At 45.3% G+C, this 26,602-nt stretch carries 23 protein-coding genes and 1 tRNA gene; 20 read left to right on the forward strand and 4 right to left on the reverse strand.

What is annotated here, in order from left to right:
• The first annotated feature begins 259 nt into the window (after window positions 1-259).
• The 14 genes from kaiC (at window position 260) to QUB56_RS15645 (ending at window position 13,815) form a co-directional block, all read left to right on the forward strand.
• Window positions 260-1,822, forward strand: a complete 1,563-nt coding sequence (kaiC, locus tag QUB56_RS15585) for a circadian clock protein KaiC (RefSeq protein WP_332956260.1) — start codon at window positions 260-262, stop codon at window positions 1,820-1,822.
• Between the two features lie 337 nt (window positions 1,823-2,159).
• Entirely contained in the window at window positions 2,160-3,329 is a 1,170-nt protein-coding gene (locus QUB56_RS15590; protein WP_332956262.1) for a DUF3987 domain-containing protein, read from the forward strand.
• 128 nt (window positions 3,330-3,457) lie between these two features.
• The gene (locus QUB56_RS15595; RefSeq protein ID WP_332956264.1) at window positions 3,458-3,823 is read left to right on the forward strand and encodes a hypothetical protein; all 366 of its coding nucleotides are present in this window, start codon (window positions 3,458-3,460) and stop codon (window positions 3,821-3,823) included.
• On the forward strand, window positions 3,763-3,903 hold the full coding sequence (locus QUB56_RS37255) for a hypothetical protein (RefSeq protein WP_445243360.1): 141 nt from the start codon (window positions 3,763-3,765) through the stop codon (window positions 3,901-3,903). Before QUB56_RS15595 ends, QUB56_RS37255 begins: the two co-directional genes overlap by 61 nt.
• On the forward strand, window positions 3,897-4,268 hold the full coding sequence (locus tag QUB56_RS15600) for an EAL domain-containing protein (protein ID WP_332956336.1): 372 nt from the start codon (window positions 3,897-3,899) through the stop codon (window positions 4,266-4,268). Before QUB56_RS37255 ends, QUB56_RS15600 begins: the two co-directional genes overlap by 7 nt.
• 328 nt (window positions 4,269-4,596) lie before the next feature.
• Window positions 4,597-5,349: an alpha/beta hydrolase gene (locus tag QUB56_RS15605; protein WP_332956266.1), complete on the forward strand. Its 753-nt coding sequence runs from the start codon at window positions 4,597-4,599 to the stop codon at window positions 5,347-5,349.
• 14 nt (window positions 5,350-5,363) lie between these two features.
• The gene (locus tag QUB56_RS15610; protein WP_332956267.1) at window positions 5,364-6,971 is read left to right on the forward strand and encodes a diguanylate cyclase domain-containing protein; all 1,608 of its coding nucleotides are present in this window, start codon (window positions 5,364-5,366) and stop codon (window positions 6,969-6,971) included.
• A 427-nt stretch (window positions 6,972-7,398) separates the two neighbouring features.
• A complete protein-coding gene (locus QUB56_RS15615; RefSeq protein WP_332956268.1) occupies window positions 7,399-8,832 on the forward strand; it encodes a hypothetical protein in 1,434 nt (477 codons plus the stop codon).
• A 157-nt stretch (window positions 8,833-8,989) separates the two neighbouring features.
• The gene (locus tag QUB56_RS15620) at window positions 8,990-9,355 is read left to right on the forward strand and encodes a hypothetical protein (protein WP_332956270.1); all 366 of its coding nucleotides are present in this window, start codon (window positions 8,990-8,992) and stop codon (window positions 9,353-9,355) included.
• Entirely contained in the window at window positions 9,348-9,974 is a 627-nt protein-coding gene (locus QUB56_RS15625) for a hypothetical protein (RefSeq protein WP_332956271.1), read from the forward strand. Before QUB56_RS15620 ends, QUB56_RS15625 begins: the two co-directional genes overlap by 8 nt.
• 155 nt (window positions 9,975-10,129) lie before the next feature.
• Window positions 10,130-10,348, forward strand: a complete 219-nt coding sequence (locus QUB56_RS15630) for a hypothetical protein (protein ID WP_332956273.1) — start codon at window positions 10,130-10,132, stop codon at window positions 10,346-10,348.
• A 385-nt stretch (window positions 10,349-10,733) separates the two neighbouring features.
• Window positions 10,734-10,901, forward strand: a complete 168-nt coding sequence (locus QUB56_RS15635) for a hypothetical protein (RefSeq protein ID WP_332956274.1) — start codon at window positions 10,734-10,736, stop codon at window positions 10,899-10,901.
• 252 nt (window positions 10,902-11,153) lie between these two features.
• Window positions 11,154-13,565 (forward strand): DUF3854 domain-containing protein, encoded by a 2,412-nt coding sequence (locus QUB56_RS15640; RefSeq protein ID WP_332956275.1) that lies wholly within the window; start codon window positions 11,154-11,156, stop codon window positions 13,563-13,565.
• Entirely contained in the window at window positions 13,555-13,815 is a 261-nt protein-coding gene (locus QUB56_RS15645; RefSeq protein ID WP_332956276.1) for a hypothetical protein, read from the forward strand. Before QUB56_RS15640 ends, QUB56_RS15645 begins: the two co-directional genes overlap by 11 nt.
• Before the next feature lie 39 nt (window positions 13,816-13,854).
• Here the strand turns inward: QUB56_RS15645 and QUB56_RS15650 are convergent, their stop codons facing one another.
• On the reverse strand, window positions 13,855-14,655 hold the full coding sequence (locus QUB56_RS15650) for a DUF4339 domain-containing protein (RefSeq protein ID WP_332956278.1): 801 nt from the start codon (window positions 14,653-14,655) through the stop codon (window positions 13,855-13,857).
• 343 nt (window positions 14,656-14,998) lie between these two features.
• Here QUB56_RS15650 and QUB56_RS15655 point away from each other — a divergent pair, with 343 nt between their 5' ends.
• Window positions 14,999-15,343: a hypothetical protein gene (locus QUB56_RS15655; RefSeq protein WP_332956281.1), complete on the forward strand. Its 345-nt coding sequence runs from the start codon at window positions 14,999-15,001 to the stop codon at window positions 15,341-15,343.
• 38 nt (window positions 15,344-15,381) lie between these two features.
• On the forward strand, window positions 15,382-15,660 hold the full coding sequence (locus tag QUB56_RS15660; RefSeq protein WP_332956283.1) for a flagellar alpha dynein: 279 nt from the start codon (window positions 15,382-15,384) through the stop codon (window positions 15,658-15,660).
• Between the two features lie 66 nt (window positions 15,661-15,726).
• Here the strand turns inward: QUB56_RS15660 and QUB56_RS15665 are convergent.
• Window positions 15,727-15,799, reverse strand: a tRNA-Arg gene (locus QUB56_RS15665).
• A 364-nt stretch (window positions 15,800-16,163) separates the two neighbouring features.
• On the opposite strand from QUB56_RS15665, the gene QUB56_RS15670 reads away from it, so the two are divergent.
• The 4 genes from QUB56_RS15670 (at window position 16,164) to QUB56_RS15685 (ending at window position 23,583) form a co-directional block, all read left to right on the forward strand.
• Window positions 16,164-19,028, forward strand: a complete 2,865-nt coding sequence (locus tag QUB56_RS15670) for a response regulator (protein WP_332956285.1) — start codon at window positions 16,164-16,166, stop codon at window positions 19,026-19,028.
• Window positions 19,021-20,457, forward strand: a complete 1,437-nt coding sequence (locus tag QUB56_RS15675) for a response regulator (protein WP_332956286.1) — start codon at window positions 19,021-19,023, stop codon at window positions 20,455-20,457. Before QUB56_RS15670 ends, QUB56_RS15675 begins: the two co-directional genes overlap by 8 nt.
• 127 nt (window positions 20,458-20,584) lie before the next feature.
• A complete protein-coding gene (locus QUB56_RS15680; protein ID WP_332956287.1) occupies window positions 20,585-20,980 on the forward strand; it encodes a response regulator in 396 nt (131 codons plus the stop codon).
• Complete coding sequence (locus tag QUB56_RS15685; RefSeq protein WP_332956288.1) at window positions 20,977-23,583, forward strand: PAS domain S-box protein; 2,607 nt, start codon at window positions 20,977-20,979, stop codon at window positions 23,581-23,583. The genes QUB56_RS15680 and QUB56_RS15685 overlap by 4 nt, the downstream gene beginning before the upstream one ends.
• 104 nt (window positions 23,584-23,687) lie before the next feature.
• Here the strand turns inward: QUB56_RS15685 and QUB56_RS15690 are convergent, their stop codons facing one another.
• Window positions 23,688-24,776 (reverse strand): response regulator, encoded by a 1,089-nt coding sequence (locus QUB56_RS15690; protein WP_332956290.1) that lies wholly within the window; start codon window positions 24,774-24,776, stop codon window positions 23,688-23,690.
• A gap of 314 nt (window positions 24,777-25,090) precedes the next feature.
• The gene (locus QUB56_RS15695) at window positions 25,091-26,590 is read right to left on the reverse strand and encodes an ATP-binding protein (RefSeq protein ID WP_332956291.1); all 1,500 of its coding nucleotides are present in this window, start codon (window positions 26,588-26,590) and stop codon (window positions 25,091-25,093) included.
• Window positions 26,591-26,602 lie beyond the last annotated feature (12 nt).

Below are 26,602 nucleotides of genomic sequence, written 5' to 3' on the forward strand. Positions count from 1 at the left end.
TCGCGCGATCGTCGAAGGATTTGAGATTTTAGATTTACTCCACAGATGAATCTGGGACCTTGAACAAGAGTCTAAAATTTTGATCTCTCCACGACAGGAGTACGTGGCACGGTATCTGTTTTTGGGCGGGGTCATTAGTCAGCAGTCGGCAGTCATTAGTTATTGAGCAAGAGTCAAAACTAAAAGCTGGGTACAAAGACTCATGATCGGCGGTTAATGACTGACAACTAAATAATACGGAGAGTTGACAAAAATCGACATGAATGAAATTAGTCAAACGGTTCAACGAGAAGGATTGCTAACGGGAGGAGTTGAAAAAATCCGCACCATGATTGAGGGTTTCGATGACATCAGTCACGGCGGAATGCCACTCGGCAGAACCACCCTAGTCAGCGGCACGTCAGGAACGGGAAAAACTTTATTTGCCGTACAATTTCTCTATAACGGAATTACCCATTTTGACGAAGCTGGAGTGTTCGTAACTTTTGAAGAGTCTCCCACAGATATTATTAAAAATGCTTGCAGCTTCGGTTGGGATCTGGCACAGTTAATCGATGAAGGCAAGCTATTTATTTTGGACGCTTCCCCCGATCCGGAAGGTCAAGATATCGTAGGAAATTTTGATTTATCAGCCTTAATTGAGCGAATTCAGTACGCCATTCGCAAGTACAAAGCCAAGCGGGTTTCCATAGATTCGGTAACAGCCGTATTTCAGCAGTACGACGCTGCATCGGTGGTACGACGAGAAATTTTTCGTTTAGTTGCGCGCCTCAAACAAGTAGGAGCAACTACAGTTATGACTACGGAACGGGTGGAAGAATACGGCCCTGTGGCACGGTTTGGGGTGGAAGAGTTTGTGTCGGATAATGTAGTGATTGTTCGCAACGTTTTGGAAGGAGAACGCCGCCGCCGCACCATAGAAATTTTGAAGTTGCGGGGTACAACTCACATGAAGGGCGAATATCCTTTTACTATGACTAATGACGGAATTAATATTTTCCCATTGGGAGCGATGCGATTAACTCAAAAGTCTTCTAACGTGCGGGTTTCTTCCGGCGATAAAACTCTCGACGAGATGTGCGGTGGCGGTTTCTTCAAAGACTCAATTATTTTGGCTACGGGTGCAACGGGAACCGGCAAAACGCTCTTGGTGAGCAAATTCTTGCAGAATGCTTGTATGAACGGCAATCGGGCGCTGCTTTTTGCCTATGAAGAGTCGCGAGCTCAGTTGTTCCGCAATGCTTATTCTTGGGGCATTGATTTTGAGGAAATGGAAGAGAAAGGACTGCTGAAGCTGCTGTGTACTTACCCGGAATCAGCCGGTTTGGAAGACCACTTGCAAACTATTAAATCAGAAATTGCTGATTTCAAACCTTCTCGAATTGCTATAGACTCCCTGTCGGCCTTAGCTAGGGGTGTCAGCAATAATGCTTTCAGGCAATTTGTGATCGGAGTGACAGGTTTTGCGAAGCAGGAAGAAATAACAGGCTTTTTCACGAACACAAGCGACCAGTTTATGGGTTCTCATTCGATAACAGACTCCCATATTTCTACGATTACTGACACGATTATCATGCTGCAGTATGTAGAGATTCGAGGAGAAATGTCGCGGGCAATTAATGTGTTTAAGATGCGCGGTTCGTGGCACGATAAAGGAATTCGGGAATACACGATTACTGAAAGAGGGCCGCAAATTAAAGATTCGTTCCGTGGTTACGAACGGATTATCAGCGGTTCTCCTACTCGCATTACGATTAATGAAAAGAGTGAGCTATCGCGGATTCTCCAGGGTGTGCAAGGTCAAGACGAGGAGGATATTTGAGAGTTAGCAGTGATTCTTCATTAAAAGTAGGTTGGGTTTTGCCGCTCAACCAAAATTATTCATTTTTTTGCATGAAATAACACGGAGTTTTTCCGAGCCAGTGATTTTGTTACAAGCGAATTTCAAAGGTGGTACCCGCCACGTGATAAATCCGTGGAATCAATCCCAAATCGAAAATCCTCAAGAAAGAGCATTTATCAGTGGGGTCAATCGAAAATCTCAAATCTAAAATCTCAAATCGATTGACCGTTATAGCGGTTATTAAGGAGGTGAGGTACAATCTTATCAATCCCCAATGCCCAAGCGTACCTAATTAAACACAGAAGTGGTATACCAGATGGAAAAAGCTCCGATTGATTTGTGCTGGATATTTCCAGAGGCACTGGCAATGGCGCTACTTTCTAAGGCTCAGAGCGATCGGGTAGATCCGGTACGGATTCTACAAACTTTGCTGCCAGTTATAGGTACAGTTTTGGGCAGCCGAATTGGGATTGAACTCAAGAAAGGCTACTCAGTTGAGGATTCCCATATTGAATATCCGATTTTCTTCACGGCCGACATCTGCCACCCCAGTACCGGCAGCGGGACGCGAGGGATTTTGCTTAAGCCGTTGCAGGAAATGCATAATGCCGATCGCGAGCGGGTGGCAGAGGCTTTTATTCAGCTTGAGCGGTTAAAAGAAGCTTGGAAAACTCTCGGAAAACAGGAAAAAGCTAAAAAGTTTGATTCCGACGAAAACCCCAGGAATTACGAAGCTAAGTATTGCAAACCTAAGAAGTGGTTGTTCGATGAAGCCACCGGTCAAGCTCTAACTAAAAGAATTTCGGAACAAGAACCAAAACAGGGCTGCCTGCTGGTGCAAAATCAACTTGCGGGAGTCTTCGATTCGCTCGATCGGTTTACCAGGGGGAAAGGCGGGAAAAAGCAATTCTTACTAAAAGCTTGGAATAAACCGCTGGGGGGAAGTGTTGAGCGAGTGGACTCTAAAAACGCCTCCTACTCTTTCAAGAATCAGACTTTGAGTTTGACTGGGAAAATCCAGCCCGCCGTGGCTAAGAGAATTTTTAATGTCGCCAGTTACCCCGAGGGGATGTTGAGTCGCTTCCTTCCGGCGATCGCATCCATCCCCCACAATTTCGCGGAAATGTCAACGGTCAAGGTGAATGTCTACGGTCCGCTCAAAAATTTGATTGAGGGCTTGCAGCGGCGGCCAGAAACCTTGCTCGTACTCCCCCCTCCCAGCTCGGATATCTTCTGGAATCACAGGGAAGATTTGCGCCGGGGACAAGATTCAAATTTTGATAGTAATCCTGCTTACTCCTATTTTTTAGAGAAGCAAATCAGTTACACCGCTCGATTTGCAGTGGTGATTCACTGCCTGGAAAATATGGAGGCAACCACACTGCCAACAGAAGTCAGCGCCGAAACCATGAATAAGGCTATTCGGCTCTCGCATTTTTATTGCAGTCAGTTTTTACTGCTGCAATCAAAATCCGGGCGTTGCTGATTTACGGTGTGAAAGGCTAAATATGCCACTCATAGAAACCAGTATCCACAAAGCTTCTGGATTTTCAACTTATTTTTTTCATACCCTGATTAAGCACCGCCTCATTTATATACCATGATTTGAACCCTATGCGACCTGCCTTCGTCAGCGGTGACCGCCCCATCATACCTAAATTCAGCAACGCCACAAAATCATTATTTACACATCATTACCAGATTGGCATCTCCCTATATCCACAAGCTGGAATGATTGTCGATACCTTGCTCAAAAAGGCAGATATTGCCCTATATCGTGTTAAGGGTTCGGGGCGCAATACCTATAGTTTTTACACAGCAACAATACCTTCGCCAGAATCCAATACCCAGGCGATCGAAAATCCCTTGAATTGTGCTGGGAAGGCGAATGCTTGCTGTATTATCAGCCTCAGCTCGATTTGCAAACAGGTAGCCTTGCGGCTGTTGAAGTTCTCCCAGGATGGCATTCTCCTGAACTAGGTTGGATTCCTCCCGATCGATTTATTTCCATCGCCTTTATAAACTGGATTGATTTGGTCCCAAGAGCGAAGGGATTTTAGAGCAAGCTTGTTGGCAAGATCAGCAGTGGTTAGGAGGAGTAATTCTTCCTAATATCGCGGTGAATCGGTCGGCATATCAACTCCCCCAACCGACTTTAATCGCTAAGATCGATCGCATTCTTGAGCGCACCGAGATGAGGCAGAAATATCTATGGCTAGAGATTACCAAAACGGCAATGATGCTTAATTTTAACATGACCTACAATATTTTGAGCCAATTATCGGAGCGTGGTATTGGGATTTCTGTCGAGGATTTTGGGACTGCCTATGCTGCTTTTAACTACCTGAAAACTTGGACGCTGAAGTCGCTCAAAATCGCTCGCTTATTTGTGCGCGATTTAGCCAGGGATCCGAGCGATCGCTGAATTGGCAAGGCCCTAGCTGCAATGGCACCTGGCTTAAATCAGGGCACAATTGCCCAAGGAATTGAAACCCCAGCGCAATGGCAATAGTTACAAGGGATCGGCTGTGAAATCTGGCAGGGTTAGATGTTTAGCAAGCCTGTCAGTGCTGAGGTTGCCACTCAATTAATCCGACATCCTCAATTGTTGTCTACCACTATTTGGGATGAGCAATCCTTATAAAAGCGCCCAAAAGTCTTATAATCAATTTAATGCTCGTGTCCCTCAAATGACTCACAAAATTATACTGAGGAATAATATAAAAGTGTTTGGACAAGGCACCCAGACCATAATGTTTGCTCATGGATTTGGGTGCGATCAAAATATGTGGCGTTTCGTAACACCGGCCTTCGAGAAAAACTACAAAATCATCCTATTTGATTTTGTAGGTTGTGGCAAGTCAGATATTAGTGCCTACAGTTCTAAACGGTACAGCGACCTCAATGGCTATGTTCAAGATGTCCTCGATATCTGTGAAGAATTGGCGTTGACTGATGTAATTTTTGTCGGTCATTCTGTCAGCAGTACGATCGGCATTCTGGCCTCAATTCAAGCTCCTAATTACTGGGACCGCTTGATACTCATAGGACCTTCACCCTGCTACATCAATGATTTACCAAATTATTACGGAGGGTTTGAGCGCAAAGATATTGAGGAGCTCCTCGATATCATGGAGAAAAATTACATTGGTTGGGCAAGCTTTATGGCGCCAATGGTGATGCAGAATCAGGATCGTCCGGAGTTAAGTGATGAGCTTGAGGCAAGTTTTTGCTCCACCGATCCGGTGATAGCAAGTCGCTTTGCCGAGGTGACTTTTTACTCGGACAATCGCAGTGATTTACCCAAGGTGTCAGTACCTTCACTGATATTGCAATGTGCTGATGACGCGATCGCTCCCACCGAGGTAGGGTATTACCTCCACCGCCACCTGCCTAAAAGTACGCTAGGGCTGATGAAAGCTACGGGACATTGCCCGCACATGAGTCATCCACAAGAGACGATCGAGATGATGATGAAGTATTTGAGTGCACCTCATACTACCTGAATTGTATAGCAAACATGACCTACCAGATAGACGACCTACTCAACACGTCACCCTGTGGATTCCTCTCGTTTGCTGACGATGGTACGATCGTAATGGTCAACGCCACATTACTGCAATTACTCGGACACGAAACCGATGAACTGCGGGAACAGAAAATAGAATCGATTCTGCCCATCGGCAGCCGGATTTTCTTTCAAACCCATTTCTTCCCCCTGTTGAAGCTCCACGGTAAAGTAGAGGAAATTTACTTATCATTAAGGTCAAAGCAGGGTATTGATATACCCATGCTGATCAACGCTGTGCGTCGGGAGAAGGGAGGAAACTTCGTCACTGATTGCATCTTGATCTGTATCCGCCAGCGTATCCTCTACGAAGGTGAAATTATTAAAGCAAAAAAAGCAGCAGAGGCAGCTATTCTCGCCCAACAGCAAGCGGAAATCGCTCTGCGGCAACAGTACGACAAAGCGATATTACTTCAAGAAATTACTCACCACATCCGTCAATCTCTTGATTTGTCTACAATTTTTGAGATGGCTTCCCGGGAGATTCGCCTGTTTCTTGATGCCGAGCGCGTCGGCATATTTAAGTTCTATCCTGACAGTAATTTTGAATATGGTGAGTTTGTTTCAGAATCCGTAGGCGAAGGATGTGAATTGGTAAGTATAAATCAATTTAACGAGTATTATTGTGGTGAGAAATACCCGGAACCATCTCAAGAAAATAGAATGCAGGTAGTAGAAGGTATCAATAAGATTGACCTTCAACACTGTTGCCGCGCTCTTTGGAAACAATTTCCGGTTCTGGCTAATTTAGTGGCGCCGTTGCTTAATGGACAAGATTTGTGGGGGTTGTTATGTATTCATCAATGTTCGGCTCCTCGGCAATGGGAGGAATGTGAAATTGACCTTGTTAAACAGATCGCTAATCAGTTAGCGGTCGCCATTAAACAAGCGGATATTTTTCATAAGTTGCAGAAGGAATTGGTAGAAAGGCAGCAGGCCCAAGCGCGACTGAGAGTAATTAATGAACAACTGGCACTCTCTAACGAAGAACTAGCCCGGGCTACTCACCTCTTAGAACAAGTGGTTAATATTGATGGGTTGACTCAAATTGCTAATCGCCGCTGTTTTAATGACCGCTTAGAGCATGAATGGCAGCGGCTATACCGGGAAAAAAAACCGATTTCTCTTTTGTTGTTTGATGTGGATTATTTCAAACGTTATAATGATTGCTACGGTCATCAAATGGGGGATGATTGTCTGTTCAAACTTGCTCAGACTGTGCAAGAGGTGGTGTACCGTCCGGCGGATTTGGTGGCGCGTTACGGCGGGGAAGAATTTGCCATTATTTTGCCTAATACCGATCTGGAAGGAGCGAGTTCGGTGGCACAACGGATTCACGCTGCTATTCAAGCTTTAAATATTCCTCACAAAACCTCTGATGTGAGCGATGTAGTTACTATTAGTATGGGTATCGCCAACTTGATTCCGATTTTGGAACTATCATCGGCTGACTTGATTGCGATCGCAGATCGTGGACTCTACCGTGCCAAGCAACAGGGGCGCAATCAGTCCCGGATCTGCGACTACAGCACCAATTCGATTTTTGACAGTGACGCTTAAATCACAATAATTGAGACCGAGGACAAAAACCTGTCCCCGGTCTCTCAAAATCACTCATTTGTTGAAACACTCAGCGCCCGATCGAACCTGCGGTGATTCTTGACACTTCATCAAAATCCGCTACCGAAATAGTCTGATGTTTTCGACCTATCCATAAGCGAGTCGTGGCAGTTCCCTACCCCAACGGGCGCGCAATTATAACACAAAGCAGTTGTTTTATGACGGGGTTTTAACCCTATTTTTTGATAAATTTAAATGAGCACGGAGGGAGTCGAAGCCTCGCTCTTGAATTACGATTTTCCGTCGTTCTAGCCATTTTTTGCACCCACTCTGAAAGTCCTGTTTTTGATTTGAGCGAACACTGAGCGACTTGCTGTAGGCTGAGTGCATCAGTCAAACTCAGCACTGTCAGAGTAGGGAGCGAAAGATGAGCGAAAAATCAAATCCTGTCACGGTAAGTACCACCGCAGACTACCTTGTTGGCTACGAGCGGATTCTAGACTACTTCCAACAAGCACAGAAAGAATGTCCCAAGGGCGTAGGGCTAAAAAGAGACAGGAAAGCTAGCGGTGGTTACATAACGCTGCAATTCAAGTTAGGTGACAAGCGGGTCAACAGAACCTGTGGGTGCTACCTGACAATGCAAGGTATCACTGATGCCCTGAGGAAAGCTCATCTAGTTGCTAGCGCGTTACAATCATTCTCTAGCGAGAGCCGATTTTTAGCCTGGTATGATGATGTTATTTTGGATAAAAACGTCATCAAAAATGATTTGATGACGTTTGGTGAGGCGATAGCAAAAGTAGAAAAAGAATACTGGGAAGGACGCACTAAACGCCGTCAACAACGTGACAGGAATAATGCTAGCCATCAAAGCTCCTGGGGGTGTGTTTACGGACAATATTTTAAACTGTTGCCCAAGGAGGCGATTATAAACTCAGTAGATGTTTTGTCAGTCATTCACATTAAGAAGCCAGGAACTAAATGCTTTAAGAACTGCTTGTGCGCCATGAAAAAACTAGCTGAGACTATTGGCGATACTGAGTTGTTGTGTAGACTTAAAGAAATTGACGGTACGCAAACAGAATTTCGGGAAGACCTTCAAACCTTGTCAGTCGATGATTTTCTCAAGCTTCGTATTCAGGTTCTCAGTGTCTCAGATGATAAGCGATACCATCTGGAATCACGCAAACGGTGGCTGTGGGTATTCTCAATGCAGATGGTGTACGGCTTTCGGGTTCACGAGGTGTTTGCTGTTCAGAACATTGACAAACCTTTTAAAACAAAGGATGGCGTTATTATCCCAGCACTGATTGAGCCAAACAACATAAAGATGATTGCTGTAGTTGGTGATAAGACCTTACTCGACACGACAACCAAAACGGGCTACCGACTGTGTGTGCCGATGCTTCCCCCTACTCATCCTGACTTGATAGAGTGCCTAGAAATTAAGTCAGGTAAGTTGCCTGAGATTGGAACACTATCAAGTAACCCGAAAACAATTGCTGGACTGTATAGCGACCGCGCCCAAAATATTTTAAGAAGATGGAATAAAGGTTTTACCCAAACCCACGCTTTACGCCATCTCGCTAATCTCAGTGGTCAAATGGCTGGAATGTCTCAGGAAACAAGAGCTAAAAGTTTGGGGCATTCACCACAGATGAATGAAACTGTTTACAAGCGTCGCGCTAACACTGAGACAACTATTGATTTATTAACTCAGTCTACGAAGGAAGCTATTCCTTTGGGTAGTGCAATTGGGGTACTTAAGCAGTTAGGTAGTGATGTGAAAAGTATCAAACTGCTAGCCGCTATTTACGGCATTACACCCCACGAAGTGATGGAGTTACTCGCTGAATAATCTGAAACAAAACTTTGCAGCCACCCCTTGACAAGTGGCTGCAATACTGCGATCGTAAGTAACAAGGAAGATTGAGGCGCGACTGCCCGGTGCGCTAACACCGAACAAGTCACGACTTCCCCAAACGTTGTTGTAGAACGCTTGGAGCGGATTTATTATGCCAAAAAATGACGCGACCCCGGAAGGGCGATCGCAAAAGTTAACGTCTGCGCCGGGGGATATGGTGTCTCTCGATCGCAAAACTTGTCACGAGCTGGGCAAGCTGATAGGACGGAGTATAGACGCACTCCAAACTATTCGCCATTGCGAAATCATCCTCACGTCGCTAGACCATCACCTTTCCGAGCTGGAAGATAGGGACTTGGCAACCAGTCCAGAGGTATCCAAAGCCCTTTTACTTTTGCAGTATTGGCTTGATTTTGTCCCAGAGTCTCAGACCGAAATGGCTGGGTGGTTGCAGAAAGCTTTCCAGACTATCCAAGTAGTTTTAGCCGCCAATGAGTTAGGAGGTGGCAATGAATAAACCTATGATTAGCCACCGCCGAATTGACCAACTCAGGGCAATCGCTTCCGATTGTGGTTTTACGAGTGAAGAGGCAAAGCGGTTCGGCAAGCTTTCAAAAACTGCTACGTGGGAAGCGTTGCTGGAAACCTACGGCATTCCCCCGCAGGTTGTAGACACTGTAGACAAAGTGGACATTCAGCCTCAATCGCTTGACACAGGGAAGAATTCAGCGCCTGGGCTTAGAGTCTTGGGGCTGGATATTTGTAAGTCTTCTGTTGTCGGCTGCTTGCTAATACACCGACCCTCACAGCCCCAAAAGGCTTACAACTCTTTAGAGTTTTGCAACTTGAAAGCTGACGCTAGGGGAATTAAGCATTTGTTGAATTTAGACCCTCACGTGGCAGTTATAAGACCTACCAGGAGCAACCATCAACGGTCTTGGGTAATTCAGCTTGCACGGGCAGGAGTCGAGGTACGACTTGTTGGCAATAAACTTCCGAGCTATTGCAGAAACACTCTCGGTCTTTCCAACAAAGACGACAAGGCGAATGCGCTCGCCCTCGCTTGTTATTACTTCGACTACCAGCACTTACCCCAGCAATTTTTGATGGTGAGAGAGGCTTGGTTTGAAAAGTAGGCAACGTGCTAGACGATTAGAAACGTGAGCCGGGGGGGGGAGGCGGGTTTATGGCCCGCCCCCCCCCGGCCGCGCCCTTGCCAGTTCACCGGGTTGAGTAATACCCGGTATAACCAAAAAGTAGTGATGAATAAAAGCTGCATTAGGGTCAAGAGATGGCAAAGAAGCAACAAGCAGCGGATATCAGAGTTGTTGGCAGTAAATCCCAGATTTCTGATTTACTGGCTTCATTCACGGCTAAGGGGTTTACTTGGCAATCGAATGAGCATTTTTATCCGAGGATAGGGCAGCCCGACTTTTTCTCGTACTACTTGGAAAATTTGGAGTGTGTGCCGCAATACGAGGGTGAGTACAAACGCTTAGTCGAGGAGTAGCTGAATCGTTGTAAAAGCGTTCACTGAGGGAGTGGCTGTAGCGCCTGTTGCTAGCGTTACTCCCCGGGGAAACCTAATAGGTTCCGGGAAAGTTAGCAAACGTACTATCAGAGGGAGTTCATCTATAAGAGATTCTGCGGAGCCTTAGGGGTCGGTAAAATCTTTCGAGCTGAAGCCCTCGCACAGCAAAGATTTAAGCGCATGGTGTACTTAAGCCCAACCCTAGGGTTGGTTTTTAATACAAGCACTTGGGTATTATGCGCAACCCTAGGGTTGATTCGTAGCACTTTGCATCAAGACCAAACACACTCAATTAGATGGAACTACTTTTTACACCTAAATCAAAACCTATGACAAAGCGTTCTGCTGCAACGGTTTGTCGCGGATGCCATTCACTCAAATACTTACAGAGCAAGAAGTTGAGGCGTTAAATGTTAAAGTCAATAGTCAGACATTTACGCAGGCGATCGCCGCTCTTATGCGAGCGAGGGGGGAGCAACCTATTGCTACTGCGGTTGAAGATGTCGGAGGGAAGAGAATTAATTTCGAGTAGGCAGTGCAGTAGTGGGAGGCAACGTGTTGTATCAGCCTTTACATCCGCAATAGAGGGGCGGTTCCAACCTGTTTGCCCTACATTTGTCGAATATTTGTAAACACCAAAAAACCGCTGCCAGCTATTGGAACCAGATGTCAGCGGTCTTTGGCACACACTCACCAGGCGGTGAGCCGTAATCTCGTGGATATATCATACCCAGAAGAATCGAATTTTTCCAATAAAAATCTAAAATCTTTTTCCGCGAAACACTTGTCTGAGTGGATAGAAGGCTCAGCCGTATCTGAAGCGACCGCACGTCTCAACATCGAATCGCTAACAGCCAAAGAACTCAACGAGCGCATCCGTCCAAAGGAACCCATTAAAACGGGGGGCTGGTGGTGCCGTGGCGTTAACTGGCGGACAGGTGCATTTATGGGTACATGGTACGGGCAAGGCAAGCCAGACAAAGCACATCACCCCGAAGGCTCCAAAGAACGCAAGTACCTCACAGGTAGCGGCATGGAACCCGACGCAATCTTCTTAGCAATGCCTGACAAAAATTATTGGGCAAAGGTTCATAGTGACAAGTCAATCCCTCGCCACTGGACAGAGGGTGTTAAGAAGGCAGGCGCAGGCTTAAGTCTTGGCTTAGCTGTCATAGCCTTGACTGGTGTGTGGAACTGGGGGAAAGACAAGAATCTGGCGAAGTTCGTAGAGGAATGGGCGCAGCCCGGAACTGTTCATTACATAGATTTTGACTCAGACTATGCCGCTAACCCCTCTTGCTGTGCCGCCATCATAAAGTTTGCCAACCTTCTAATCAAGAACGGTTGCACCGTCCACATCACTTGCTGGGATGTCAAATTTAAAGGGATGGATGATTTCATCGTGGGCAAAGGTGGGGATGCTTTCTTGCAAGCTGTCGCAGAAGCTCCAACATTTACTGAATGGGAGAAGTGGCAGAAAAAAAATGGCAAGGAAGCTAACACTTCAAAACCTAATATTTTTACATCCTCACGCCCGCGCACGTATGAGAATGTAGTATCTTTGTCATCTTTTAGTAGTGAAGATGACTACATCCCAAGCAGCGCAGCAGTTGCAGAACAAAACTTTGTTTTAAAGGCTGAGGAGGCTCTTTATTCAGAGGGCCACTGGGCGTCTATTGCTGGTCAGCTTTACCAGTTCATTGGTAGCTACTATGAGCTGCGGCCAGAAGTTGTAGAGAAGCGGCGCATCCGTGACTACTTGAGCAACTACTCGGAGATGGTGCGGGGTGTCCCTCGCAAAAAGTACGCGAACTCTGCAAGCATTAACCAGGTTTATGAATGGGTAATTGCAGGGTTTGCAGTAGACCCGAACACTATCAACCCTGAGGGTTTGAATTGTTCAAACGGGGTTGTCAAGGTCAATCCTGACGGTACTCACAAGCTTTTGCAACACGACCCTAAAAATATCTACACCTATGTAGGTTGCAAGTATGAACCCAGCATTGATGCGACAGATTGCGATCGCCTTTTGGAATGCTTGGAGCCATTGCAGCGTGAGATATTTTTGCGGACGGCTGCAGCTGCTCTCAATCTAAAATTGGTGCGCTCAAAGCTGACGGGGCGCGGGGTAAAAGGTTTGCTCTGCCACGGGGAAGGGTCGAACGGTAAAGACACCTTGCGCGCTGTGCTCGCAGCAGTTTATGGAAATGGGATGACAGGTAAGTCGCTGTCGGATTTCAAATCCTACGACACCGGCCGCAAGTTTACTCTGGCAGGGATTGAGGGGAGCCTTTGTAATTGGGCTTCAGAGAATACTGCAAAAGTAGACCTCGACGGCATCCAAAGCCTTAAGCAGTTCATCACGGGCGACCCTATCGACATCGAGCGGAAGGGTAAAGACAGCTACGAATATAAGCCGACCGCTATCTTTTTTGCCAACTGCAACAAGCTCCCATCCATCACCGGGGGAAATGCCGCGATTGACGACCGATACGGCATCCTAAGATTTGACAAAACCTACGTCCGAAATGCAATCGCTGCCGAGGGGCAATTAGAAGCCGACCCGCGCTTTAAGGATGATGAAAAATTCATTCTTGAGCAAATTGCGCCGGCGATGCTTAACAAGTTGCTGGAGCGCCTGCCCTTGCTGCTTGCCGAGGGTATCGACTACCAGGCAACTAAGGAGGCAATGCAGAAAGCCCAGGAGGAAAGTCGCCATCTTTGGCAGTTTGCTCGCGAGGTCGGTTTGGAGGTTCAATCTGATGGTCGCGTTTGGGTTCCCGATCTATGGGAGATCCTGTTGGACTGGTATGAAGGCATGGGAATTGTAGACAGAGAGCCTGATGGCAAAGGGAAAGAGAAGCTGATTTGGCAAGAACTTTCCAATAAATATGATGCTCCTGTGAAGTCTATCAACCAGTTGTCATCAAGGCTTAGTGAGATTTTTCCTAAAGTTCAAGTGTGTAAATATTTGGGGCGAGACGAAATGGAGCGAAGAGGACAAAGATATTTGCTTGGAGTTGGATTTGTGCAAGGTTCCGCGACAACTGCGAAAACGTCGGTTCCATCGGTTCCAGTAGACACAGCAAGGGATACGGCGGTTCCAAGGAACCGACGAAACCCTTACACAGAGCAGTGGAACCGATGGAACCGACGATTCTCCACTTCTGTTGGAGTTACTCAATATGATCGATAAACTTCCCCTTTCTGACAAGCAAAAACTGACAAAGATATTGACGGGTGTCCCGTGCTCCGACCCGCTCAAAGCATTTCGAGTCGGCGATAAGGTGGCTGGCAACAATCCAGAGGATGCTAGCTACAACTGGCACGGCCGTATCGTTGAAATACACACGAGCATAAGTTGCAAAGTTGACTGGCAAGAGCGAGAAGGATACAAGGGTGGCCGAGTAATCTCAATGCTCTTCTGTAACCTGCGGAAAATCTAGTTAACGACTGGCTCAGTATCACTTACTGTAGCCTGTTGTCTATTTCTCAGTGAGAAATTTTGCCAGTTCTGAAATTTCACCGGCGCGCTGCCATTCAGCTTCACCCCGCCTAACTTTTGTGCGAGCTGTGATTTTTTGAATCTCCCAGAGTTGCAACGCGGTATACGGCCCTTCGGCTTTACCCGATCGGAACACGTACCAGTCAGCAACTTCGGGGGGTGCTGGTCTCACAGGTCGCATCCTAGTTGCTCCAGCATCGGCGCTCAGTTGGTTGAGCTCTTGTTCTATTGGATTTGGAGCGGGTAAGTTTGTGGCAGCAGGCGATCGCCTTTCTTGCTTGGCCGCCCGTCGCTGACGCGCCCAAAGATCGTATTGATAGAGGTAAGCGGTGGCAACAGGCAAACAGTAGAGGGCAATTCTTAATTTCCACATTGAAGATTCTCGATCAGAAGGCGCGGCAATAATAAGTGCACCAATGAACAGCGAGAAGAAGAAGCCGAAGAACAGAACCACGAAAGCATTTAATCCTTCTCTCCAGTGTCGCCAAGTTCCCGAGCACCGCTTGCTGGTAAGCCATTTATGGATGCGATCGTAGTTCGGGACTTGACTCGGTAAACGTGTGATAGCTACTTCGATCGTTGCGGCAGTCAGGTAGTGAAGGAATGTGAACACGAATGGCTGCACTAGCCAGGCAACCGTCAGCAAGATGAAAAAATCACCAGTGTTACTAACTTCTGAGATGCCACTGATTACAAAAAAGCCGAAGCTCCTGGAAAGAACGAAACCCCTTAACCATGAGATAGGATAAGGAAACCACGCGGGCCATGATGGAATTTTCATGAGCTGGCAATTTTGATAGGGATAACAAGATTGTCTCAAGCTTTAGTCTCCGTGGTTTATTCAACCTTCCAGGTCAGTACCTGGGAGGTTGAATCGTTTTTAGCTTTTATGAAGACAATGTTTCGCTTACCAGCGCCGTACCAAAAAAAACACAAGGGGGGCTGAGTAATCTCAATTCTCTTTTGTGACCTGCGGAAAATTTAGCCGCTGTCTGACAATTGACGACTCAATCCCATCCCCCTGAATAGGGGGATTTTCGTGTCTACAAGTTTTGTAGACAATGTGTTGACAGTGTTGACAGCCGTCTGTTATTGTAGACAAATAATGTATACAGGTGTCTACAATGAGTCAAAGTCAAGTGGTATCGTTCAGGGCTTCCGGTCACTTCCTGAACTGGATAGAAGCTCAGAGGCTAGAGGGTGAGTCGGTGAGTCAAGCTGCGCAACGCATTCTCAAGGAACTTTCATGCACGTCTACAATGCTGTCTACAATATCTACACCTGGTGACACTAACGTCGTGTCTACAGTGTCTACGAATTTGTCTACACGAAACAATAACAGCGTCGTGTCTACAGAATTGTCTACAAGTATGGTAGAAGCTGTAGACAAGGCTGTAGCCGATCGCCTTGACCCCGTGATGGAACGGATGGCCGCCATTGAGGAACGGCTGGGAAAATTGAGTGCCTGAGTGATGGCAACGATGAATCACTCAGGCAGGAATTGAAAGTGGCCAACAAGCAACTTACAGAATGGGATGCAGAACTTAATCAGTTACACGAGCGCAACGGTGACTTGGGGCTGAAGGTTCAAATGTTGGAGCAAGAGCTTAAGGAAGTGCGGCGCTCACGGGAAGCAAGTAAAAACTCAGCTCCGACCGTCGCAGAATTTCCAGAACCGGCCGACTTGCTCAACCAGTTGAAAGCGCGGCGCAAAAAGTCCGGGGCAAACTTGGCAGATATGGACGTGGTTTTGGAGATACTTGGAACAGACAGGAGCGAAATTTGAGCGGAAAATAGGACTATCGGTAATATGATTAACCTGAAACCCTTACTCCACAAAAGACATAGAAAATGAGCACGGAGGGATTTGAACCCCCGACCCTCAGGACCGGAACCTGATGCTCTATCCACTGAGCTACGTGCCCTCGACTTTTTTGAGTATAACACGTCTTGCGGAAAATGGCGAGTGCCGATCGCAAATTGCCTAACCTGCCTCCAAACCGCTTGACCCATGCGGGTTCAACTCGCCCGCGCGATCGTGTATCAGGCAGTTCTCGAAGCTAGAGACTGCAAATTCTACCTAAATTGTCAAAATAATACAACAATCGGTCAAATAATAGGCTTTAATATAGCAAAGATTAGGTTCACATTCGATCGGAGTTTAGCATCTACCGTCGGTAATATAGCCTGCAGCAATTCTCTCTGGTTAGTCGGCAGTAAATGGTGTTGCTGTTAAGACAGGTTATGGAAGGACGATTCTAGACTAAGTTCACCAAACCTCTCAATCTTATGGTTTCTAAAATTTTAGACCAATTACCGCTGCGAACTGTTCTCATAGTTCCATTTATACTGCAAATCGTAGGAGCCGTGGGACTCGTAGGATATCTGTCTTTTAGGAACGGACAAAAAGCAGTTAATAACCTTGCCAGTCAGTTAATGAGCGAGGTGAGTTTGCGTGTCGAGCAAAACCTGCAAGCTTACGTGACAACTCCCCATCAAATCAATCAAAGCAAGCTGGATGCTGTCTTGCTCGGGTTGTTAAAGATGGAAAACTTATCAGCTTGGGAAAAATATCTTTGGCGGCAAGTACAATTATATCCCTATATCAATTTTACCTCCGTTGGCAACAAGTATGGAGACTATCGAACCGGAGAAAAACTGTCAAATGGCTCTCTAAGGATTAATGTGTCAGGCAAATCTACTGGTTTTGATTTTTATTCTTACAATACTAATGATACAGGCGATCGGGCTAGCGTAGCCACAGTTGTCAAAAACTTTGACATCCGCAAACATCCTTCGTACCAAAATGCGGCTAATGTGGGCAAACCAACTTGGAGTTCCGTTTATATTTCGTTTCTAGAACCGACATTAATACTCAGCGCCCTCCAACCCGTATACAAGAATAATCAGCTAGAAGGAGTATTAATTTCTGCCTTGCGTCTAGACCATATTGGGAGATTTTTAAACACTCTCAAAATTGGGAAATCCGGGCAAGCATTTATTGTCGAAAAGAATGGTACGTTACTGGCAACTTCAACTGGCGAACAACCATTCCGTACCAAAGATAATAAAAAAGAACTGTTCAAAGCAGAAGAGAGTGTTGACCCCTGGACTAAAGCTACAGTTAGATATGTAGCAGCTCGTTTTGGGGAATTAAAGGAAATTAAAACTTCCTATCTCTTAAATTTTGAAATAGACGGCAAGCGACAATTTGTAAAAGTTCTACCATTCCAAGACGGCAAAGGTTTAGACTGGCTGATTGTCGTAGTTGTGCCCGAAGCAGATTTCACCAAAGAAATTGAGGCTAATACCCGCACAGCGGTTTTGCTTTGTTTTGCAGCTTTAGGACTAGCGGTGGCGATCGGCATTCTGACTTCTCGCTGGGTAACAAATCCTATTTTGCGCTTAAATACAGCAGCCAAGAATATTGCTAAAGGTGAATGGGACAAAACAGTAGAAATCGAACGCTCCGACGAATTGGGGGAATTAGCCAAGTCATTTAACAGCATGGCTCAACAACTGCAACAATCTTTTGAAACTTTAGAACACCGAGTGCAAGAGCGGACGGCAGAATTGGCTGTAGCTAAAGACAAAGCGGAAGTAGCGAATCAAGCTAAAAGCGCCTTTCTTGCTAACATGAGCCACGAATTGCGATCGCCTCTCAATGCAATTCTCGGCTTTTCCCAACTGATGACTCGCAGCCAAACCCTATCGCCAGAACATCAAGAAAATATTAGCATAATTAGCAGCAGCGGAGAACACCTGCTCACCCTAATTAATAACGTGCTCGATTTATCTAAAATTGAATCTGGGCGCACCACCCTCAATCCCAAAAAATTCGACCTCTATCGCCTGCTAAACGACTTGGAAGATATGTTTCAGCTCAAAGCAGATGACAAGCAATTGCAGTTAATTTTTTACCGCAGTCCCGACGTGCCACAATACGTTGAAAGTGACGAGTTAAAGTTGCGGCAAATCTTAATTAATTTGCTCAATAACGCTCTTAAGTTTACCGATGAGGGCGGTGTATCGGTCAGAGTTAGCAAGCAGCCATCAGGCAGGAATCACGATGGAGCAGGAGAAATAGTTTATCGGTGCGAAAAAATAATAAGTAAAGAAGTTCCCGCCAGTAATAATCTGGAAATATCCCAATTAAGCCCATCTAAAAACGCGAATTTTGCCACCCAAAATGACGAGGCAGATTCTGCCTATTCCTTCTTCCTGCATTTTGAAGTCGAAGATACTGGTCCGGGTATTGCTACCCATGAATTAAACAATCTTTTTGAAGCTTTCGTGCAAACCCAAACCGGAAGAGATTCGCAAGAAGGTACAGGCTTGGGATTGCCAATCAGCCGCAAATTTGTGGAATTAATGGGTGGCGAAATGAGCGTCTGTTCTGCTGTTGGCAAGGGAACTAATTTTAAGTTTGACATTCAAGTGATCGCGGTCGAGGAGGCTGATATTGAGAGCCCGAAACCGACCCGCCATGTTATTGCCCTGGAACCCAACCAACCCACCTATAGAATTTTGATAGTAGACGACAAACCGCTAAATCGCCAACTGCTAATTAAACTTCTCAATCCTCTGGGTTTTGAACTGAAAGAAGCTACTAACGGTCAAGAAGCTATTGAGATTTGGGACAGTTGGGAACCGCATTTAATTTGGATGGATATGAGGATGCCCGTGATGGACGGCTACGAAGCAACGCAATATATTAAAAGCACTATTAAAGGTCAAGCTACTGCAATTATTGCACTGACTGCGAGCGTTTTGGAGGAAGAACGGGCAGTTATATTGTCGGCGGGCTGCGATGATTTTATGCGGAAACCTTTCCGGGAAGCAGATATTTTCGATGCTATGCACAAACATATCGGAGTGCGCTATATTTATGAAGATCGGGGTCAAGCTAATTTATTGGCAATCAAAGAGGGCGATCGCGCAATGACTGCGGCTGATTTCGTGAAATTGCCTAATTCGCTGGTAGCTGATTTAAAGCTGGCCATACTGAATGCAGATATGGATTTAATTGATAGCTCGATCGAGGAAATTCGATTAAAGGATGCATTAACCGCCAATGCGATCGCGAATTGTATAGAAAATTTCGAGTACGAGAAAGTTTTAAAGTTAATCTCTCAAGCAATATCACATGAATAACGACCTTCCTATCACCGATCGCGGTAATATTTTAGTAGTTGACGACACCCCAGCTAATTTGAGGCTGTTAGCCGGAATTTTGAATGGCAAGGGCTATAAAGTCCGCCCCGTACCTAGCGGGGAGTTAGCGCTTTCGGCGGCAAAAGGTATGCCTCCCGATTTGATTTTACTGGATATTATGATGCCCGAAATGAATGGGTACGAAGTTTGCGAAAAAATAAAAGCTGATGAACGCACTCGCAACATTCCGGTAATTTTTATTAGCGCGATTAATGACGTACTAGATAAGGTCAAAGCCTTTGCTGTGGGCGGGGTAGATTATATTACCAAACCATTTCAGATGGAAGAAGTTCTAGTTAGAGTAGAAACCCATTTAGCCATGTGCCAGTTGCAAAAAAAGCTGCAACAGAAAAACGATGAACTGACCGTCACTTTAGACCAACTGCAAGCAACTCAGAATCAATTAGTGCAATCGGAAAAAATGGCGGCTTTAGGGCAACTAATTGCGGGCATTGCTCACGAAATTAATACGCCACTGGGGGCGATTCGATCGTCTATTGGAAATATTACAAGGTTTTTGGATAACAATCTCGAAAGTTTGCCAGTTTTTTTTAAAGAACTGTCAACCGAACGCCAGCAGGATTTCGTGAGTTTGATGTACAGTTCCAGCCAACAAACTTACTCTTTATCTACGCGAGAAAAACGGGGATTGAAAAAAGGCGTAAAGCAGCAACTAGAGTCGGAAGGGATTGAAAATGCTGACAGCCTAGCTAGCATTTTAGTCAATATCGGATTGCTGGGAAATCTGCAAGAATTCTTGCCGTTGCTCAAAGACCCTGACAGCGAAAATATTATAAAAACAGCCTACGAATTTGCTAGCATTCACAGAAGCGCCCGAACCATCGCTACCGCTACTGAACGGGCTGCAAAAGTCGTATTTGCCCTCAAGAATTATGCACGTTACGATGTAAATGGGGAAAAAATACAGGTGAATATTAGCGACGGAATTGAAACTGTATTAACTCTTTATCAGAACCAGATCAAACAGGGTGTGGAAGTCGTCAGAAACTATCAAGCTCAATTGCCTGCGGTACTGTGTTATCCGGACGAACTAAATCAAGTTTGGACAAATTTAATTCACAATTCCTTACAAGCGATGGACAATCAAGGAACTTTAATAATTGAGACTCTACAGCAAGATACCAGCGTTATGGTAAAAATTAATGACAGCGGTAAGGGGATTCCACCGGAGATTTTGCCTAAAATTTTTGAGCCGTTTTTTACTACCAAACCAGCAGGAGAAGGCAGCGGGTTGGGATTGGATATTGTCAAAAAAATAATTGAAAAACATCAGGGTAAAATTGATGTGGAGTCGGTTCCCGGTCAAACTGTATTTACAGTATCTTTGCCGATTAATTTAACAGAGTAGGTAAAGCGCCCCAGAGTGAAGTCTGGGGCTAATAATTTGCAGTCTATCCGCGCGGAATGTAGAATTGGGAAAACGGTGTGTTTACCAATCGGGGTTCACCCCCCCAAACTAAACGAGGAAACTAGCGATGTCTAAATCAGCCATTTTGTGTGTTGACGATGAAGTAGGGGTGTTGGAAAGTCTGGAAATTGAACTGCAACAGGCATTTAACGGTAAATATCTTTGCGAATTTGCTGAAAGTGCTGTCGAAGCCCTAGAGATTATTGAAGAGCTATGTGAAGCTGAGGTTAAGATTCTAGTGATTGTCTCTGATTGGTTGATGCCCGGAATGAAAGGAGATGAGTTGCTGATTAAAATTCATCATAAATACCCGCACATTGTGACAGTGATGCTGACGGGACAAGCCGACAATGAAGCAATCGAACGAACAAAATTTGAAGCAAATCTTCATGCTTACATACAAAAACCTTGGGAAAATCAACAATTAATTAAAGCGATCAAGTCGGGTCTAGCAAATTTATGAAAAAACCAGTCATTATTTGTGTGGATGATGAGCAGACTATACTGGATAGTCTGGAAATAGACTTGCTAAAAGCCTTTGAAGATAAATATTTAATTGAAACAGCCCAAAGCGGCGAAGAAGCTTTAGAGTTGCTGTCAGAACTTTTAGCAGAACAGTATGAAGTTCCTTTGGTTATTTCAGATCATATCATGCCTAATATGAAAGGAGACGAGCTATTAAGGAGCGTTCATGCTATCTCGCCGAACACTCTCAAGATTATGCTGACGGGGCAGGCTGACTTGGAGGCGGTAGTTAATGCTATTAACTATGCTAAATTGTACCGATACATACCTAAACCTTGGCAATGTGATGACTTAAAATTAACTGCTACTGAGGCAATATACAGATATTTTCAAGATCAAAAATTAGCTGAAAAACAAATTGAACTTCAAGAGATGAATCAGGAGTTGACCAAATTAAATCGCAAGCAAGCGATGCTGATTGCCAAACTCCACGAAAATGAAAGTCGGTTGACGCAATACCTGGAAGCTATGCCCTTAGGCGTGTGCGTGCTTGATGCGAACGGTCAATCTTTTTACGCAAATCAGAAGGCGCGGGAGGTATTTGGCAAAGGTACTGTGCCACATATTAATTCGGAGCAGAAAGCAGCAATTTATCAATTCTATAAAACCGGAACTAATCAGAGATGCCCCGTGGAAGACTTGCCAATTATGCAGGCGCTGAGGGGCGAAAGTGTCCGGACTGAGGGTGTAGAAATTCGGACGGGCGACAAGATTATTCCGGTGGAGAGTTGGGCAACTCCTATTTATGATTCTCTCGGGGATATTTCCTACGGAATTATTGCTTTTACTGATATTACGGAACGAAAGCAAGCTGAAGCAGCGCTTGTCCAAGCTGAAGAGAAGTATCGCCGAATATTTGAAAATGCTCTTGAAGGTATTTTTCAGACTGCAACTGACGGAAAGTTGATTAGTGCTAATCCTGCTCTCGCTCAAATCTACGGCTATGATTCCCCTGAAGAATTGATCGCAAGTGTTAATGATATGGAGCGGCCATTATACGTGGAACCTAACCGCCGTCAAGAGTTTTTCCGGCTGATGGAAAAGTACGGTACTCTGTCTGAGTTTGAGTCGGAAGTTTACCGCCGAGATGGCAGTATTATCTGGATTTCTGAGGACGCGCGCACTGTTTTTGATGCTAGCGGTGAAGTGCTTTACTATCAGGGTTTTGCTGAGGATATTACTTTGCGAAGAGTGGTAGATGTGGAACGGCTCAAGTTTACGAATGATTTAGAAAAAGCTTTGGTAGCTCAAGAAAATTTAAATGAAGCGCTGTTAGAAAGCGAAAATAGGCTGACTCAATTGCTGGAAGCGGTGCCGGTGGGTATATTTGTCGTAGATGGTATGGGGAAACCTTGCTACATAAATTCTTGGGCTCAGAAAATATTGGGTAAAAGCTTGGTTTCTGATGTTGTTCCTGGCAATTTGTCGGAAGTTTATCAAACTTACTGCGCCGGAAGCAATGAGCTGTATCCGATCGATCTCCAACCGATTATGCGGGCGTTGCGGGGAGAAGTGGTGCGGGTTGACGATGCCGAAATCCACCGCCCGGACAAGATTGTGCCGATCGAGGTTTGGGCGACTCCAATCTACGACGAACGGAAAAACGTAGTTTACGCGATCGCGGCTTTTCAAGACATCACACAGCGTCAAGAGGTAGAAACCGAGCGCCGCCAATTCACAAACGAGTTGCAAAAAGCTTTAGCAGCGGAAGAAAAATTAACAGATGCTTACGGGCGGTTTGTGCCGCACGAATTTCTCCACTTTCTCGGATATGAAAGTATTCTGGAAGTAAAATTAGGCGATCAGGTACAGAAAGAAATGTCGGTGCTGTTTTCAGATATTCGCGATTTCACTTCTCTTTCTGAAACGATGACTCCTGCAGAAAATTTTCAATTTATTAATGCTTATTTGTCGCGGATGGAACCGGCAATTATTCAAAATTTTGGTTTTATTGATAAATACATTGGCGATGCGATTATGGCGCTGTTTGATGGCAGTGCGGACGATGCTGTGAAAGCGGGAATTGCTATGCTAGAAGAGCTTAACGAGTATAATATTAGTCGCAATCGACCCGATTGTCCGCCGCTACAAATTGGCATTGGAATCAATACGGGTTCTTTGATGTTAGGCACGGTTGGCGGCCAAAGTCGGATGGACAGCACGGTGATTAGCGATGCGGTAAACTTAGCCTCCCGCGTGGAAGATTTGACGAAAGAGTATGGAGTTTCGATGTTAATTACTCAGCATACTTTTATTGAGTTGAACGATCTTTATGATTTGAGGCTGATCGATCAGGTAACAGTTAAAGGCAAATCGCTAATGGTAACAGTTTATGAAGTATTTGCGGCCGATCCGCCAGAGTTACGACAGAAAAAGTTAGAGACCAAGACACTCTTTGAGCAAGCTTTGGTACTCTACAATAGTGACAGGTGTGTCGAAGCTACAAGATTGTTTTCGGGGTGCTTGCAAATCAACCCTAGGGATAACGTAGCTCAAATTTATATGCAGCGGTGTCTCAAACGGGTTATCCCTCCTGCATAATACCATTTGAGATTTGAGATTTGAGATTTGGGAATAACTTATTCCATAAGGGTTGGGAGTTTGCCTACAGTTGCATTTTTTTTTGAAACAGGTCTAATCATTGTTTAGACAGGCAGGGAAACGCAAACTATTGTTTGTTGCTGCGGCAAACTTTCTATTTTAAATTTTCCTCCATGCAATTCTGCAAGGCGTTGAACAATAGCCAGACCCAATCCCAAACCTGCTTGTTGGTAAAGTTTGCGATCGAACTGCCTATAAGCTTCTAGCTGTGAAATCTGATCGGCAGTCATGCCGCGACCTTGGTCTTTTACAGACAGAATAAAAGTCTGATTTTCCACCAAAGTGCTTAAGAAAACTGGCGTTCCTTCTAAAGAAAATTTGAAGGCGTTGTCCAATAGTTCTTCAACAATTTTTGCGAGTCTCACAGAATCAATAGCTACCGACGAATCCTGCAAGTTTAATTGTAAATCGTCTGATCTATTCGCGTGTTTCGCTTGCTGCAGCGCTTTTTGAGTCAGCAAAGATTTTACGCAGCTAAATTCGCTATTGCGCATCTCCTTTAGGAGTTCGGGATTTGTGGCTGCTATCTCCAGTTCTGCATACAGCAAAAAGTTCTGAATCAGCCTGTACAAGCGATGACCGGAAGTTTGAATTTGACCGATCATCTCTAAGATATCTGATTCCTTTAAGACGTGATATTCTGACAGTATTAGCTCGGAAAAACCCATAATGGCATTCAAAGGAGTCCGCAATTCGTGGGGGAGCGACATACTAATGTTGGTGCGCAATTCGTCTAGCGTTTGTTGAGATTTCCTGCTAATTGTTTTCTGTTTTTCAAGCCGAATAGCAATTGCTTTTAGCAGTTCTTGCGGCGTACAAGGCTTAGTAATGTAATCGTCTGCTCCCAGTTCCATGCCCGTGCGAATGTCACTTTTATCGGCTTTGGCTGTGAGGAAAATAAATGGAATTGTGGCAGTTATGGGTTCGGAGCGCAAGGCTTTGAGGACGCCGTGACCGTCTACTTCCGGCATCATCATGTCGCACAAAATTAAATCCGGGATTTGTTCGATCGCCAGTTTGATGCCGACTTTACCGTTAATCGCTCCAATTCCTTCAAAATTCTCGGCTTCCAGCAAGTCTAAAATATTTTCTCTAATCGCTTCTTCGTCTTCAATTACCAAAATCTTTGCCACCGTTATTGCTCCTTTTAATTAGTAGTTTGTTGGGAAAAAACTGCCTTTACACACTTGACAATTTTGTTTATTTATGAACTGGATTTAGCTTTGAGCTGCGGATGTTTTTAGTTTATATAGCCACCGCCAAGACGCTGAGAACGTTATTAATGACTTTTTCCCCATGCGGTCGATTACTTCTTCCTTCTCTCGTGACGATAACTAAAGCCTTCTTCTTGCTTATTCCTGACCTCCCTTATATCCGTTACATCCTCTGAAAGCGAATCCGTTGCCGAAGTTCCTTCTTGCTTCTGCCTTCTTCTCTAATTCAGTTGTTATATGCTAGCGCAAATCAAAGGCAAGGTAATAGTGAAAGTTGTGCCTTTTCCTTCTTGACTGTCGATCGCGAGTTTGCCGCCGTGAAGCTCCACAGCCCTTTTCACAATTGCTAAACCGAGGCCTGTTCCCGAAATTGTACCGACATTTGTAGCTCGGTAAAAAGTTTCTAATATCCGCTCTCGATCGGCTTGAGGAATCCCGATACCCCGGTCTTGAACTTGGAAAACAGCTTCTTTGTTTTGACAGTTGAGGTGCAAGGAAACTGTACTGGCAACGGGAGAATATTTGAGGGCATTGGAGAGGACGTTTCCCAACATTTGCTGCAGGAGTTTTTCATCCATTTGAGCGTAGCAGTTGCCGCCTTCATGTTGAAAAATGATCGGGTGTTGGTTGCTGTCGTTGAGCTGCTGCTCTTCTACCAGTTGACGGCAAAATTTTTCGAGGTTTAAGGGAACCGGTTGAAACTGCAAGGTATTTGCTTCTATTTTGCCAATTACGAGGATATCTTCTAATAACTCTGTCATCCGTTTAATGGCTAATTGAATCCGCACAAAATGAGTAGATTTTTTATCTTCTGACCACTGAGAACTGTAATCTTGCAGCAATCCAGCCGAAAATTGGATCGTTGTCAAGGGGGTGCGGAACTCGTGGGAAACCATTGTGACAAATTTAGCTCGCAGTTCTGAAAGTTCCTTTTCTCGTGCGAGTGATTTGAGAATTTCGGCTGTCGCGAGTTTGCGATCGCTAATGTCACGGGCTTCAGCAATCAGCAGCAAAACTTGTCCAGTCTCATTTTTAACAGGTTTCAGTGAGAAATCAACTGTCACAAGTTGGCCGCTTTTGGCTAACAAGTCGATTTCGCTGCGGAAAAACTCACCGCGACTTGATGAGGCGATCGCGCATTGCAATTGTTCGCAAACCTGTAGCGACTGAGCCCAAATCGCCATTTCCCAAATCGGCCGGCCGACAATATCCTCCAATCGCATTCCTGTAAACTCGAGGGCTGTCTCGTTCACTTCCAGCACGATTCCTTCGGGAGTCAGCAGCTTTGTTAGCTGAAACGAAGAGTCAAAAATCGCCCGAAAACGCCGTTCGCTTTCCCGCAGCATTTGAAATGTTTGAGATCGTTCGATCGCGTAGCGGATCGTCCGCACTAATAATTGAGTAGTAATTTGACCTTTAACAATGTAATCTTGAGCTCCCAAGCGAACTGATTCAAGTGCGATCGCCTCATCATCCAAGCCCGTCATTACCACCATTGCCGTATCCGGGGCAACTTCTCGCAGGCGAGTTAGGGTTTCCAAACCGCGGCTGTCCGGCAAAGAAAGGTCGAGCAAAACTACATCAAAGGGTTGTTTGCACAATTGTGCGATCGCCTCATGCAGGAACTCAACCGACACCAGTTCCCACTGGACGCCCACAGATACTTCTAACAGTTCTGCAAGCAAATCAGCATCAGCAGGATTGTCTTCTACTAACAGAATCTTAATCCACATAGCTTAGACGTT

Source organism: Microcoleus sp. AR_TQ3_B6 (genome assembly GCF_036702785.1).
Taxonomy (GTDB): domain Bacteria; phylum Cyanobacteriota; class Cyanobacteriia; order Cyanobacteriales; family Microcoleaceae; genus Microcoleus.